The following is a 13,667-nucleotide window of genomic DNA, read 5'->3' on the forward strand; positions in this document are numbered from 1 at the left end:
AATGGCCGAACCGGCAACTCAGATCACCCTGATAGGAACGAAGCTTGCAACAATCGGTATGGAGTTCATATTCAACGGTCCCACGCCGGAGTGCGAGAGCTGCAAGCTGAGAAACACATGCATGAACCTCGAGCCTGGGAGGAGATACAGGATACTCGGAATAAAGGGAGAGCTGGTCCATGAGTGTCCGCTGCACGAAGAGGGGGTGCGTGCCGTCGAGGTTACGGAGAGCCCCACGATCGCGGCTATGGATGCACGCAAATCGTTTGCAGGATCGAAGATAATCTACGAGCCGATCAACTGTGATGTGACTGACTGCAGGATGTATGACATATGCCATCCTGCCGGGCTCAAGAGGGGCGACAGATGCACGATAGTGGAGGTCGTTGGAGAGGCTCCAGAGGAGTGTGCGCGGGGATACAAGCTGAAGCTCGTGGAGCTGAGGCGCTGAGGGCAACATTCTCGAGGAATGTATTCATACCGGTCACCGACCTCTGCAGAAATGCCTGCGGGTACTGCTCTTTCAGGCGTGATCCGGACCGCGCCAGGGTGATATCAAGAAGTGAGGCTCAGAGGTTGATGGAGCGCGCGCAGAGCGCAGGCTGCTCAGAGGCACTCTTCTCGATGGGAGACAGGCCCTGGGAGGTGCGTGGCGACCGGTTGGAACTCCTGGAGTATCTCGTTGAGCTCTGCGAACTCGCCCTGGAGATGGGGCTTCTTCCTCATACCAACGCCGGCATCCTCACGCGCGAGGAGCTGGAGCTTCTCGCCCCATACAACGCATCAATGGGCCTGATGCTTGAGAGCACAGCGCATCTCAAAATCCATGAGAGAAGCCCGGGAAAGAGACCGGAGGTGCGAATAAGAACAATATCAGACGCAGGCGCACTCAGGATACCGTTCACCACTGGCATACTGGTTGGAATAGGCGAAAGCTCTGAGGATAGGATCAGATCGCTTGAGGTTATCGCAGAACTTCACAGAAGGTATGGCCACATCCAGGAGGTCATAATCCAGCCGCTGGATCCCAAGCCCGGGACCGAGTCGGAGGGAATGCATCCTCCTGCCATGACTGATATGGTGAAGCTCGTCTCAATTGCCAGGAGGATCCTGCCGCTGGAGATATCCATTCAGGTGCCCCCAAACCTGATGGATCCAGTTCCGCTGTTGAGAGCCGGAGCGGATGATCTAGGTGGAATAAGCCCCGTGACACCGGACTGGATCAATCCGGAGAGGAGATGGCCTGAGATCGATGAGCTGAGGGGAGTTGTGCTGGTGGAGAGATTGCCGGTTTACCCCAGATACGTGAAGCTCGGCTGGTACGGCAGCAGAACAAAAGATCTCATAAAACGGCTCGCGGATGAGAGAGGGCTGAGAAGGACCTGAAGACCCATGCCCGCGTGCTGTGATCTCTCACGAACATGCTCAATACGTTGAGGTTAAATTGCCCGGTCCTGTCTGAATAAGAGCTGAGGCCAGAGATTTGGGCCTTACTGCTTTTGGGTGTCTGAGAACGCTTGATCCGTATTCGAACACGTCCAATTGCCCTCTTGGTAGATTTCTGGATGAAAGGGCATGCCCACTGATAGTGGATCCACTTGATCAGTAACTCGAGTATGCTCACAATATCGAGTACGCTCTTATCCATTTGATGACTTGCCCGAAGGAGCAGTGGTCATTCTATGCGTTCGTGTCGAATGAATGAGTGCTATCACTAACCACATCGCATGCCCTACAAGTTGCCACGCACATATGAGCGTATCGAGTAAATACGCTACTCCATATAACGAGAATGAGCTGCGATGACATTTTCGGACGAGGACATGCATGGTCGCATTCTCCTCTGATGAGAATCTCGGGCAATCGCTCAGCGATCGCGCGGGATCGGTGAGCTAGGAGTTATGCGAACGACCTTTACTCCCCTCATCCTCTCTCTGAGAACGCCCTCCTCAACAGTCCAGGGGTTGAAGCCGTAGACGAGTCCGCTCAGTCCACCGTTCTTCAATATCTTTCGCAGCGCTGTGAACTTCTCTTCTTCATCTGTGACCACCTCTGCACACCCTCTGATCCTCCCCTCTGGAAGCATGATCTCAAGACGGGGCTCTGCCAGGAGGTTGAGGTACCAGGCACCCCGCGACCTCCCGCCACGGTAGCAGTAGATCCTCCCGTTCATGGTGGCATAACCCACAGGCGTGTACCGCGTTCTTCCAGTCCTCCTTCCCTTCAGGATGAGCACCATGACCCTGCCAGTTACGGGATTTGAGACGATGCGCCCGAGGCCAGTCCTGAATGCAGGAAGAATGAAAAGGCTGTTCAGGAGCCTGAAGAAGAGCCTGTAGATCCTCGCGTTCATCTCTCCAGGCTATCCCTCCAACAGCCTGACCTCGACCCGCTCCCCTCTTCTGAGCCTGTTCAGCACGTGGCGTGCGATCTCCGATGACTTCGCGATCCTTATGTCGCCACGCCTGCCGATCGTAGCTGTGAACACAGGCTCGCTCCCCACGAAGACCTCCGCGCTCGCCCCAGCGCCGGCTCCCACCCAGAGTATGAGATGCCTGTTGCTCTCCTCTACTCTAGGAGTTATGACATCGGGTTCCTCCCTTTTCCCGCGGATGTCTATGTGCATTCCTAGCGCGCGCTCTATCTGCTCTATGTTCCGCCCTGCCTTTCCAATTACCCTCGGGATCTGAGACTCTGGAACGGTCACGACCATGCTGCTGTCAGAGATCATCTCGACCTCGAAAGGGCCCTTTACATGATGTGCCAGCTCCTTCTCAATCTCTTTGGAGGCGAGGCGCCATACCGGCTTCTTTCCTGGCTTTGTCACTGGCATAACAACGATCTGGTCGCCGTAGCTGTACATCTCGTACTCCACAGCCCCAGTCTCGAAGTCCTTCACGACCACAACAGGTCTGGCTAGATCTGCCTCGACCATGCCGGTCGGCACCTTGACGACGAACTCCACATCGAGAAGCTTTGTGACCTCGCCGCGCTCTATGAATACCACAGTATCGACGACCTGGGGTATCATGCCGAGCTCAACCCTGCCGAGGAGCCTCTGGAGGGCATCTATCGGCTTGTTGGCATGCACCACTCCAATCATTCCAACGCCGGCGAGCCGCATGTCGGCGAAGACCACGAAGTCCTGGGTCTTTCTGACCTCATCGTATATAGTGTAATCAGGCCTGACCAGAAGCAGTATCTCCGATGAGGCCTCCATCGATCCCTCAAGAGGGCCGTACTGTGTCACCTCAGGAGGTACCTGGAGGTCCCTGGGAGACTCCATGGTCTTGACGACGTAGTTGCACTTCAGCAGGTACTCGGCTATGCCTGCCGCAAGCGTCGACTTGCCCGAGCCGGGAGGGCCTGCAATCAGAATTCCTCTCTGCCCCTCGCTCAGCCTCGCCTTGAGCTCATCTGCGTGTTTGTAAGAGTCGAGATCCACCTTTGCGACAGGCCTGACCGCTGTTATCTCAAGACCATCTGAGAAGGGTGGTCTGGTTATTGCGATGCGCATGGGGCCGAGCTGCACAACCGTGGCCCCGTTCTTCTCTATCTCTATATACCCCTCGGGATCGAGCTTTGCGCGCTCGATGATCTCCCTGGCCATCTCGCGCAGGTCCTTCTCCCTGATGGGCTTGTCGTCGAGCTTGACAAGCTTGAACGCGCCCACCGCGCCGCGCTTGGCCATCGGAATTGCATCCTCTTTGAGGTGAACTGAAAGCGTATCATCTGTGAAGAACCGCTCTATGCTGAGCTTCTTTATCTCATCCCTCTCAGGTCTTATGTACTCCACATCCAGTCCCATGGCCTGAGCTACCTTGTACTGAATTGTGTCGCTTGTAAGAAACGATGCGCCCAGCTCCAGGGCGACATCCCTTATCATGGCATCGATCTCGCCGCCGCCAGCGAGCTTGATCTGATCCAGATCAGGCCTAACACCCACGTACTCGAGCTCAATCTTCCCGGCCTTTGCGAGCTCTGAGAGACGCCTCAGCTCCTCGAGCCCCTTTATCCCTATCTCGCGCCCGTGGTTCGCCTGAGCCTCGAGCTCTGCGACAACCGCCTCCGGTATCACGATTCTCCTGCCGGCGAGCGCGCCTGACTTGACCCTGGCCGAAACTCTGCCGTCGATAACGACGCTTGTATCAGGTACCACACAATCTTTCATCGTCCGAAACATCCTTCTTTTTATCAATCAGATTCTTTTCCGCTTTTATATCGGCGAAATTCAAATATATATTTTCTGCACTCGTAAGGCACCGAAATGCGGCCCGCATGATGCAGTTGCGGTTGCATCTCTGTTCTCCTGCATGTATAAAAGATAGAGAAATCGACATCCTGTGGGTTGTTCATGAAGTATAAATGGCCAATGGGCTTCATGTGGCTGAGCATCACGACGTTGTGGGGATCGATCCAGAGCACATCGAGTTCCTACACAGCTGCATGGACATGAACAGAGATCCTGTACGCCAGGTCATTCTGTGGTGTAGCTGGATAGCAACCTTTATCTCTCCATAACCCCTGGCTATAAACCATGATATCCAGATCCGTAACGATCATCTCCATCCTGTTAATTGCATTTGGTTTGGCGCATGCTGTAAGTGTCCCCACTGAGAATCTCCCCGCGGGATTCAAGCTGCTGGGCGTGATCGACACGAATACCACGGGAGTGAATGTATCAGAGGAGATAAACGATTTCTATGGCGCAAGGGACATCGGCATTGTGAAAGATGTATCCATCGGGAAATACATCTGGGGCGAGATGGGCGTGGACTACGACGCAAAGATTACAATACTCTCTTTGGAAAACGATGGATATGCAAGGGCAGCGTACGAGAACTACAGGAGCAGAGATGAGTTCAGGAACCCACCTATCAAGGGGATCGACAGGTTCGCAAATGTAACGATAAACGATCATGACGCTCTTGAGATAAGAGATAAGGTCATGGATCTCCGGGGCACATCGATAAGGTTCCTGTATCTTTGGACCAACAGCAGCCGCGTTGTGCTCGTTGAGGGCAACGACTCGCGCGAGAGCAGCATGGCGCTGGCATCCGCAACCGGCATGTGAGCTGCTCCTGGCAGAACTGCAAAACATAAAACATTTCTTTTTATACTGCGTATAACAGTTGAGACGGCAGGCTGTAATACTCCGTCTCATATGTGCAGAAGAATTGGCAGTGTGTGGTGATGAGCATGGATATAAAGTGGTTCGGGCATTCCTGCTTTCAGATAACCGATTCTATAGGAAGGACCGTGGTGACAGATCCCCCTGATGAAAGCGTCGGCTACACCCTTCCTCCGATCAGAGCGGATATCGTTCTAATAAGCCACGACCATTTCGATCACAACAACGCTGATGCTGTGCTGGGATCGCCTATCGTGATAAAGCATCCTGGAATTTATAAAGCAGCTGGCATCGAGGTGAAGGGCGTTGGGACATACCACGATGATGCAGGAGGTAAATTGCGGGGCACGAACACGGTCTTCTGCTTCACCATGGATGACATCAGGGTGTGCCACCTGGGCGACCTGGGGCATGTGCTCAATGATAACGACGCGAGGGCTATAGGCGATGTGGACATTCTTCTCATACCCGTTGGCGGGACATTCACAATAGACGCGCGCGGTGCTCTGGCCGTAATAGACAAACTCAAGCCGAATCTGGTGATTCCTATGCACTACAGGACGCCGGCTCTGGCATTTGATCTCGATCCCGTGGACAAGTTCATAAAGGCTGCCAGGGGGAGGAAGGTTCTCGGGCCTGAGAAGCTTCTTCATATATCGAGAGAGGATCTCGATCAGCAGAAGATAGTGCTCCTGGAGTACGTCTCGTAAGCCAGCATCGGGGGAGATCCCGTCTCTTTACAGCTGCTGGCGTTAAGCTTCGGACTAGCACCATATGGTCCCAAAAGTGGGTGTTTCAGGTGAGAGATCACTCGAACTCTATCGTGCCTGGCGGTTTCGGGGTGATGTCGTACACAACCCTGGAGACGCCGGGTATCTCGCCTGTTATCCTTGAGGATATCCGCCTCAATGCACCCCATGGGAGCTCGAGGACATCCGCCGTCATCGCATCCCTGGATGTCACAGCCCTCACTGCGACTACCCAGCCATAGACCCTGTTATCGCCCTTTACGCCGGTGGCCTTTCCGATTACAGCAGCGAACGCCTGCCATGGTTTGAATGACGATATCTCCTCCTCGACTATCGCGTTCGCGGTGCGCACGACCTCCAGCTTCTCTCTTGTTATCTCGCCCACGATTCGCACTGCGAGACCGGGGCCCGGATACGGCATCCTCTCGCTTATCTCCATCGGCAAGCCAAGCGCCCTTGCGACCTCCCTGACCTCATCTTTATAGAGATCACGCATCGGCTCTATTATCCCCTTGAACTCGATGTGCAGCGGCAGCCCGCCGACGTTGTGATGCGACTTTATCCCTCCCTCGGACTCGATCCTGTCAGGATAGATCGTGCCCTGGATCAGATACTCTGCGCCGACTTCGGATGCAACCTCCTCGAAAACCCTGATAAACGTCTCGCCGATGATCTTCCTCTTCTGCTCTGGATCTGTCACTCCCCTCAACGCGTTCAGGAATCTCTCTGATGCATCCACTTTCATGAGATTGAGATGGCTGAATAGCTCCACGATCCTCTCCGACTCGAAGCGCCTCATGAGACCGCTGTCGACGTAGACCGGTACAAGATTCTCTCCGAGAGCCCTGTGCGCAAGAACAGCGCAGACAGAGCTGTCGACGCCGCCTGAGAGAGCTATTATCGCCTTGCCCTTCACCTCACGCCGGATCTCATCTATCGCGTTGTCGATAAAGCGCTGAACATCCATAGTAAGGGCAGGATATCTCACCGGATAATAGGCTTGTGGTGGTTCACGAGGACCTGTCCGAATAGGGATCAGGTGTTTCTGACATGCAGTTGGAGAGATGGCCAAACACGCGTCTGGATTTGAACAGCTCTCCGAATAAGGATTAGGTGTTTCTGACATGCAGAAGCGGTTAGGTCCAAATTTCTGGCATCGGCTAATATCCGGACAGGTCCGTTCATGGGACCTATCCGAATGGGATGGAATGCTTATGACAAACAAGAGCTATAAGGCTCATATTTCTGGCTCCAACCTTTTATTCAAACAGATCCAAACTCCGTACCATAACCTTTATCACATACTTATCTCATCTTGCGGTCAGTGGTCACTTTACGCTCGAGAACATCGCCGCTTTCCCCCCTGCTGTCGTCAACGACACCATAGAGACCGTAGTCGCGCAGGGAAGCAACAGCTCTCTCACAATACTCTACGGTGCCCTAAGCCGGGTGGATCCCATAGCGCTCATCACAGACCTTGTGATAATATGTGTGATTCTTATCGGGACACAGATTGCTGCGAAGATCGCAGACAGGATGCTCCAGAAGTACTTTTTGAGCTTCGCGGAGAGGATGCTCAAGAACAACATACTTCAGGCGGAGCATGTCGAGGAGGAGCGGACCAGAACATTTCACATCATAATAAGAAGGATCGTGGTTGCGTCGATCTACGTGGCCGGTATAGCTCTGGTGGTACTCCAGATCCCACAGCTGTACAGGATAGCAATCGCACTGCTCGCCGGCGCCAGCCTGGCCGGCCTGGCGATAGGCTTCGCAGCGAAGGATGCCCTCTCCAACCTCATATCAGGAGTGTTCATAGCAGTCTTTCAGCCGATACGTGTTGGTGATTACGTCACATTCCGCAACGATTACGGATACGTGGAGGACATCACACTGAGACACACTGTCATATGCATATGGGATAAAAGGAGGATCGTTGTCCCTAACAGTGTTATCTCCACAGAGGTCATAGTGAACTGGTCCATGCGGGATCCTGTGTCGGTATGGACGGTCGATTTCCTGATACAGGATGCATCAAATATAGACAGAGCGAAGTCGATAATCCTGGAGATCGCGAGAAGCCAGCCACACGTTCTTAAGGAGATGGAGATCAAGGTTCTTCTTGTGGAGAGCACCAAGGACGGCAACAAGCTCCGTCTCTACTTCAACTCCCTCAACAGGGATCTTGCATTCGACACAGGCTGCCATATACTGGAGGAGGCGAAGAAGGCCTTCATGAGGGAGAGGATAAGCTGATCTCCGAGGGTGTGTATGGGGATAAGTGATGCGAGGAAGGCCGAGTATATGCTCGTATCGTTATATCCCAAAGGACCTGTCCAAATAAGGCTCGAGCATCTCCTCCATCCAAAAGCATCCAGCCACACGTTCTGAATTCAGCTCTTATTCGGACACATCCTATCCCAATGATACAAGCAATTCAGTGATACGAACACTCAACCCGGAAAGAGGACGTGTCCGAATGATGATTAGGTGTTTCAACCTGCAGAATGCAGTGGGGCCAGATTTCTGGCCTCCGCTCATATCCGGACAGGTCCCGGAAAGATTCCAAAAAAAAGATATTGTTACATGCCCAACTGAGGTCTGATGTCCTACCTGGTCCATCCGCTCCTCAAGCCGGAGGCCGTTGAGAAAAGGCTCTTTCAGATAGATTTGGCTGCCAGGGCGCTGCGTGGATCGACGCTGGTTGTGATGCCTACCGGTCTTGGAAAGACCATCGTGGCGCTTATGGTCATGCTTGCACGCCTCGAGAAGGGCAGGGTGTTATTCCTGGCGCCGACACGCCCGCTGGTGGAGCAGCATGCAGCGTTTCTCCGCAGGGTTCTCACATCCCCGGATCTAGTCGCCTCTGTGACAGGGGAGACGGATCCCGAGAGCAGGGCTGAGATCTGGAGGAGCTGCAGGATAGCAGTCTCAACTCCTCAGGTCGTGGAGAACGACCTCCTCTCAGGCAGGATGGATCTCAGGGATGTATCACTTGTGATATTCGACGAGGCGCACAGGGCGGCGGGCAACTACGCTTATGTCTACATAGCAGAACGCTACAGGAGGGAGGCAAGGGATCCGCTTGTTCTGGGAATGACAGCGAGCCCTGGAAGTGAAGCAGAGCGGATAGCTGAGATCTGCGCCAACCTCGGGATCGAGAGCATCGAGATGAAGAGCGAGAGCGATCCCGATGTCGCGCCCTTCGTCCACCACAGGGAGATAGAGTGGATAAAAGTGGAGGTGCCGGAGCAGCTCCAGAAGATACGTGGCGTGATAGACGGCCTTGTAAGCGAGCGGATGGAGGAGATCAACAGCCTGGGGATGTGCAGGATAGATCCCAGGACATCAAAGGGGGAACTCCTGGACCTGCAGAAGCGGTTCAGCAGCGCGCTTGCACGTGGACCGAATCAGAACATCTTCAGGGGAATCTCTCTGCTCGCAGAGATCATGAAGCTCAAGCATGCAGTCGAGCTCGCGGAGACCCAGGGAGTGAGCGCTCTGAGACAGTACCTGGAGCGCCTGGCTCAGGAGGCGAGGTCGAGGGGCGGATCGAAGGCGTCCCGCAGGCTAATTGAGGATCCCAGGATACAGCATGTTCTCTCAGTGCTGAAGGATATTGATCTGGAGCACCCGAAGCTCAGCAGGGCGCTCGAGATCATCGAGGATCAGCTTGAGACATCTCCGGAGTCGAGGATAATCGTGTTCACAAACTACCGCGACACAGCGACAGCGCTTCTCAGGTTTCTTCAAGCGAACGCCTCTGATGCTGTGAAACCCGTTCGCTTTGTCGGCCAGGCGAGCAGGGAGAATGATGAGGGGCTGAGCCAGAGAAAGCAGTCAGAGATCCTGGAGAAGTTCAGAGCAGGAGAGTACAACGTCCTCATAGCGACCTCTGTTGGAGAGGAGGGCATAGACATACCATCCACAGATATGGTCCTGTTCTACGAGCCGGTACCCTCTGAGATAAGAAGCATACAGCGCAAGGGCAGAACCGGGCGTGCAAGGACCGGCCGGGTAGTTGTGCTGATAGCGAAGGGAACAAGGGACGAGGCATACTACTGGATAAGCGATCGAAAGGAACGGACCATGAGGAGGCAGCTCCAGGGCATGGCAGAGCCGCTGCCAGTAGACTCTGCTGTACCTGATACAGCTCCAATCTCATCGAGAGCCTCGAGGCAGATCAGCATCACCGAGATATGCGAGCCGGATGAGCTGCCTCTGATTATCGTCGATTCCCGTGAGCGCGATATGGCCAGGCTTCTCGAGAAGACCGGGCTCAGAATAGTCCTGAGGTCTCTTGAGGTTGGTGATTACGTCCTCTCAGAGCGGCTCGGAATAGAGAGGAAGACTGCGGACGATCTCATCGATTCTATCATAGATCCTGAGCGGGATCTCTTCAGGCAGATAGGAGATCTTGCAAGAACATACGATCGGCCGCTGCTGATCATAGAGGGCCAGAACCTCTACGCCCGACAGGTCCATCCGAACTCTGTCAGGGGAATTCTGGCCACAATAGCGGTGGATTTCGGCGTCCCGATCGTGCCCACCGGGAGCATTGAGGAGACTGCAGCTCTGATAGCACTGATGGCGAGAAGGGAGCATGAGGCCGGCTACAGGGACGTGAAGCTGCACGGGAGGAAGACGTCCAGAACGCTGAAGGAACAACAGGAGTACCTCATATCCGCACTTCCCGGAGTCGGGCCGTCAGTGGCGCGCAACCTCCTGCGCCACTTCGGATCTGTGGAGAGGATCATGACAGCGAGCGAGGGGGAGCTGATGTCTGTGGACAAGGTCGGCCCAAAGACTGCTGCCAGGATCAGGGAGATAGTGTCAGGCGAGTACAAGGGGTGAACTACCCTACCCTGAAGGGTAGGGCTTCCCACTTCATCGCCAAAACTTGCATCACAGATATATGATGTAGAGGTTTTGACTCTATGGGCACTACGGGCTGTTCCATCCCTGCAATGAGTATGTTCATGGAAGCATATGTCAGAAGCAGGGAGGGCTTCGCTCTCCTCTGGGGACTTCCCGCTGCGCCCTCTCCTCTCCCAAGAGTTAAATTCCTCAGATGGACTTTGAGGTCTCAGTGAATAGCACGGCCCTTCACATGAGCTGTGTTCGAGCCGCGCGACCCATGAAGCTCCGCTCATCGGGCTGATAGAGATTGGGAGGCATAAACTCTGGTCTTCGGGGCGGAGAGAGGATCATCGGCATACAGATATGGAGAAATCGACCAATTCCAAAATCCCGGCCCTGTCCAATGAACTGTCCTGAGCAGTTTGTAAAATCACAGCGAACTCGGCAGGCACCCTCATGCCTGCTCCGCCTCGCCATCGTTCTCATCATCCCCCACCATCATTGGGAGGGAAGTCTGTCAACCGCCTTTGTGAGCTCATGGACCTCTCACCAGGTATATCCAAAGGGTATATCCCCGTTAGGCAGCCTGTGCAGAAGTGATCCTCCGGAAGGCCTATAGCTCTAATCAACCCCTCCAGGCTCACATATCCCAGAGAGTCCGCGTCTATGACGGTCTCCACGCCTGCCACCGTCTTGTGCGCTGCTATGAGCTCGTCCCTGCTGGCCATGTCGATTCCTAGATAGCAGGGCGCTATTATCGGCGGGCTTCCAATTCTCACATGGACCTTCTGCGCTCCAGCGTCCTTCACCATCTTCACGATCCTGCGGCTGGTCGTGCCTCTTACTATGCTGTCGTCCACCAGAACTATGCGCTGTCCCTCGATGTTCGGCCTGATGGTGTTCATCTTCATGCGTACCGCCGCCTCTCTCATCGATTGATCCGGCATGATGAACGTCCTCCCCACGTAGCGGTTCTTCATGAGGCACTCCTTGTACCGTATACCGGATCGCTGGTGGTATCCTACAGCCATCGTGATCCCGGAGTCGGGAATCGGAGAGACGATATCCGCATCAGCCGGATGCTCATCCGCGAGGATGGAGCCTATGTTCACCCTGACGTCGTATATGAGCTTTGTATCCATGATGCTGTCAGGCCTCGCGAAGTAGACATACTCAAATATGCAGTGCGCAGGCCTCGGAGAGTTCACGAGCCTGATGCAATTCATCTCCCCGTCTCTCAGCACGACCATCTCGCCGGGCGCGACGTCTCTTATGAGCCTGCCGTTTAGTGCATCTATGGCAACGCTCTCAGATGCCACCACAATCCCATCATCGATCGCCCCGATGCACAGCGGCTTTATCCCAAGCGGATCCCTGAGTCCTATAACCGTGTCGTTGCACATAATCGCCAGAGAATAGGAGCCGACTAGCCGGCGCATGACAGCTCTCACCGCATCTGCGAGATCGTATCTCTGTATCTCCTTCACGAGAAGATGGGCTATGACTTCTGTATCAGATGTCGTGGAAAATATATCGCCAGCGCCCTCAAGCTCGGATCTCAGCTCTCCTGAGTTCACTAGGTTGCCGTTGTGAGCTACGGCGATGGTCTTATCCCTGTATTTCACAAGAATCGGCTGGCTGTTCTCCAGGGTGTGCGCGCCTGATGTCGGATAGCGGACATGCCCTATACCCACGGCCCCGGGCAGAAGGGCTATCTGTGTCTCGGTGAAGACCTCCGCGACCAGGCCGATCCCCCGGTAACTGTGGATGGACTTTCCGTCATGGACACAGATGCCAGCCGCCTCCTGGCCGCGATGCTGCAATGCGTGCAGGGCGTAGTAGATCATCCTCGCCACGTTTTTGTTCGTGTCCCCCAACGAGATCCCAACGACCCCGCATGCATCTCGCATATCTCAGTATCCAGCCTTACGCATCCACTTGTAACTTCTGAGCCTCTTCGACCTGCCGAACCCACACGCGACGCATGTCTTTCTGTTGAAGTTGTATGAGAGCCTGCCGCATCTCCTGCACCTTACATGCGTCCTCTTGTGACATTTGCCCATAGAGGGCGTTCCTTTACTCATCTAAATCCACCTCATGGCGATATGTAGACTACGTTATCTCCGCGCACTATCACAGCGCCGATCTTGCGCGCTGTGCCCTCTGCGATCTCCTCGGTGTTCTCCAGGACCAGGTTCATGTGGATATCGTATCCCTGGAGCTCTCCGCGAAATGCCCTTCCGTCCTTGAGTCTAACTATCACGGGCGAATTTAGCGATTCATTCAAAATATCAAGCGGCCTCTGTGCCATCAACTCCTCTCCACGCTGATGTACCAGCAAAATGCATATCTGCAAGTGACTGTTTCGTTGCATATTTAAATTTGTCGGGAATACCTGGTGGCCATGAGGATCAAATCCAGGCACCATCTGAAGGGCAGCGAGGTAAAAAGGATACTGAGTGCAATCGAGGAGCGGATCGAGGATCCAGATGGTCTGAGAAAAGCCTCGATGGAGCTCGCAGAGACGGATGAGGGGTTTGAGATAATAATCGTTAACGGTAGACCTCTTCTGATGATAATAGACGGAGAGCCCTTCTTCACCGTCCTGGGGGCCATCGAGCTATCCCCCAGGGGGAGAACTGTGGTGGTTGATTCGGGCGCTGTTCGCTTCATAGCCAACGGTGCTGATGTGATGGGGCCGGGGATTGTGCAAGCAGATCCCGAGATCCAGACTGGAGATCTCGTCGTGGTCGTGGAAGAGCGGCACAGGAAGCCGCTTGCTGTGGGGAGGGCGCTCAGGGCCGGTCCGGAGATGAAAGGCGAGGGAAAGGCCGTCGAGTCTATACATCATGTTGGCGACAGGATCTGGAAGAGCATCTGCTGAGAGACCAAGCGACAAAAATTTGTGCCGCTGTTACACGCCTGGT

General features: G+C 54.4%; 13 protein-coding genes. 7 read left to right on the forward strand and 6 right to left on the reverse strand.

All coding sequences use genetic code 11. The features are described 5' to 3' along the window. Position 1: 1 nt before the first annotated feature. Positions 2-451 (forward strand): UPF0179 family protein, encoded by a 450-nt coding sequence (locus tag MTHE_RS01130; RefSeq protein ID WP_011695417.1) that lies wholly within the window; start codon positions 2-4, stop codon positions 449-451. After that, complete coding sequence (cofG, locus tag MTHE_RS01135; protein ID WP_011695418.1) at positions 406-1,386, forward strand: 7,8-didemethyl-8-hydroxy-5-deazariboflavin synthase subunit CofG; 981 nt, start codon at positions 406-408, stop codon at positions 1,384-1,386. Before MTHE_RS01130 ends, cofG begins: the two co-directional genes overlap by 46 nt. Before the next feature lie 481 nt (positions 1,387-1,867). Here cofG and MTHE_RS01140 read toward each other — a convergent pair whose 3' ends face one another. Together MTHE_RS01140 and MTHE_RS01145 are read right to left on the reverse strand one after the other, a co-directional pair. Next, a complete protein-coding gene (locus tag MTHE_RS01140) occupies positions 1,868-2,353 on the reverse strand; it encodes a nitroreductase/quinone reductase family protein (RefSeq protein ID WP_011695419.1) in 486 nt (161 codons plus the stop codon). A 9-nt stretch (positions 2,354-2,362) separates the two neighbouring features. Further along, the gene (locus MTHE_RS01145; RefSeq protein ID WP_011695420.1) at positions 2,363-4,171 is read right to left on the reverse strand and encodes a PINc/VapC family ATPase; all 1,809 of its coding nucleotides are present in this window, start codon (positions 4,169-4,171) and stop codon (positions 2,363-2,365) included. A 366-nt stretch (positions 4,172-4,537) separates the two neighbouring features. On the opposite strand from MTHE_RS01145, the gene MTHE_RS01150 reads away from it, so the two are divergent. Both MTHE_RS01150 and MTHE_RS01155 read left to right on the forward strand, forming a co-directional pair. Then, positions 4,538-5,074 (forward strand): hypothetical protein, encoded by a 537-nt coding sequence (locus tag MTHE_RS01150; protein ID WP_011695421.1) that lies wholly within the window; start codon positions 4,538-4,540, stop codon positions 5,072-5,074. Between the two features lie 125 nt (positions 5,075-5,199). Then, on the forward strand, positions 5,200-5,841 hold the full coding sequence (locus tag MTHE_RS01155) for an MBL fold metallo-hydrolase (RefSeq protein WP_011695422.1): 642 nt from the start codon (positions 5,200-5,202) through the stop codon (positions 5,839-5,841). Between the two features lie 97 nt (positions 5,842-5,938). On the opposite strand, the gene guaA is transcribed toward MTHE_RS01155, so the two are convergent. Next, positions 5,939-6,847, reverse strand: coding sequence for a glutamine-hydrolyzing GMP synthase (guaA, locus tag MTHE_RS01160; RefSeq protein WP_011695423.1), 909 nt, complete (start codon positions 6,845-6,847; stop codon positions 5,939-5,941). Between the two features lie 482 nt (positions 6,848-7,329). Between guaA and MTHE_RS01165 the strand changes: the two genes are divergently transcribed. After that, positions 7,330-8,136 carry a mechanosensitive ion channel family protein gene (locus MTHE_RS01165; RefSeq protein ID WP_011695424.1) on the forward strand — a complete coding sequence of 269 codons (807 nt, stop codon included), beginning with the start codon at positions 7,330-7,332 and terminating at the stop codon, positions 8,134-8,136. Positions 8,137-8,484: 348 nt separating this feature from the next. Further along, the gene (locus MTHE_RS01170; RefSeq protein ID WP_011695425.1) at positions 8,485-10,734 is read left to right on the forward strand and encodes a DEAD/DEAH box helicase; all 2,250 of its coding nucleotides are present in this window, start codon (positions 8,485-8,487) and stop codon (positions 10,732-10,734) included. 491 nt (positions 10,735-11,225) lie between these two features. Here MTHE_RS01170 and purF read toward each other — a convergent pair whose 3' ends face one another. From purF to MTHE_RS01185, 3 genes are read right to left on the reverse strand one after another with little or no spacing between them, the layout of a single operon-like run. Beyond that, the gene (gene purF / locus MTHE_RS01175) at positions 11,226-12,650 is read right to left on the reverse strand and encodes an amidophosphoribosyltransferase (protein ID WP_175265663.1); all 1,425 of its coding nucleotides are present in this window, start codon (positions 12,648-12,650) and stop codon (positions 11,226-11,228) included. 3 nt (positions 12,651-12,653) lie between these two features. Continuing rightward, positions 12,654-12,824 (reverse strand): 50S ribosomal protein L37e, encoded by a 171-nt coding sequence (locus MTHE_RS01180; protein ID WP_011695428.1) that lies wholly within the window; start codon positions 12,822-12,824, stop codon positions 12,654-12,656. 11 nt (positions 12,825-12,835) lie between these two features. Continuing rightward, positions 12,836-13,051 carry an LSm family protein gene (locus MTHE_RS01185; protein WP_011695429.1) on the reverse strand — a complete coding sequence of 72 codons (216 nt, stop codon included), beginning with the start codon at positions 13,049-13,051 and terminating at the stop codon, positions 12,836-12,838. Between the two features lie 93 nt (positions 13,052-13,144). Between MTHE_RS01185 and MTHE_RS01190 the strand changes: the two genes are divergently transcribed. Continuing rightward, positions 13,145-13,624, forward strand: a complete 480-nt coding sequence (locus MTHE_RS01190) for an RNA-binding protein (protein ID WP_175265664.1) — start codon at positions 13,145-13,147, stop codon at positions 13,622-13,624. The last annotated feature ends 43 nt before the right edge of the window (positions 13,625-13,667 follow it).

Origin of the sequence: Methanothrix thermoacetophila PT, from assembly GCF_000014945.1 — an archaeon.
GTDB lineage: Archaea > Halobacteriota > Methanosarcinia > Methanotrichales > Methanotrichaceae > Methanothrix_B > Methanothrix_B thermoacetophila.

Bases quoted from the DNA above. Each gene is read 5' to 3' on its own strand.
- MTHE_RS01185 (WP_011695429.1), bottom strand. From the start codon at position 13,051: ATGGCACAGAGGCCGCTTGATATTTTGAATGAATCGCTAAATTCGCCC.
- purF (WP_175265663.1), bottom strand. From the start codon at position 12,650: ATGCGAGATGCATGCGGGGTCGTTGGGATCTCGTTGGGGGACACGAAC.
- MTHE_RS01180 (WP_011695428.1), bottom strand. From the start codon at position 12,824: ATGAGTAAAGGAACGCCCTCTATGGGCAAATGTCACAAGAGGACGCAT.
- MTHE_RS01130 (WP_011695417.1), top strand. From the start codon at position 2: ATGGCCGAACCGGCAACTCAGATCACCCTGATAGGAACGAAGCTTGCA.
- MTHE_RS01155 (WP_011695422.1), top strand. From the start codon at position 5,200: ATGGATATAAAGTGGTTCGGGCATTCCTGCTTTCAGATAACCGATTCT.
- MTHE_RS01145 (WP_011695420.1), bottom strand. From the start codon at position 4,171: ATGAAAGATTGTGTGGTACCTGATACAAGCGTCGTTATCGACGGCAGA.
- MTHE_RS01170 (WP_011695425.1), top strand. From the start codon at position 8,485: ATGTCCTACCTGGTCCATCCGCTCCTCAAGCCGGAGGCCGTTGAGAAA.
- MTHE_RS01150 (WP_011695421.1), top strand. From the start codon at position 4,538: ATGATATCCAGATCCGTAACGATCATCTCCATCCTGTTAATTGCATTT.
- MTHE_RS01140 (WP_011695419.1), bottom strand. From the start codon at position 2,353: ATGAACGCGAGGATCTACAGGCTCTTCTTCAGGCTCCTGAACAGCCTT.
- MTHE_RS01190 (WP_175265664.1), top strand. From the start codon at position 13,145: ATGAGGATCAAATCCAGGCACCATCTGAAGGGCAGCGAGGTAAAAAGG.
- guaA (WP_011695423.1), bottom strand. From the start codon at position 6,847: ATGGATGTTCAGCGCTTTATCGACAACGCGATAGATGAGATCCGGCGT.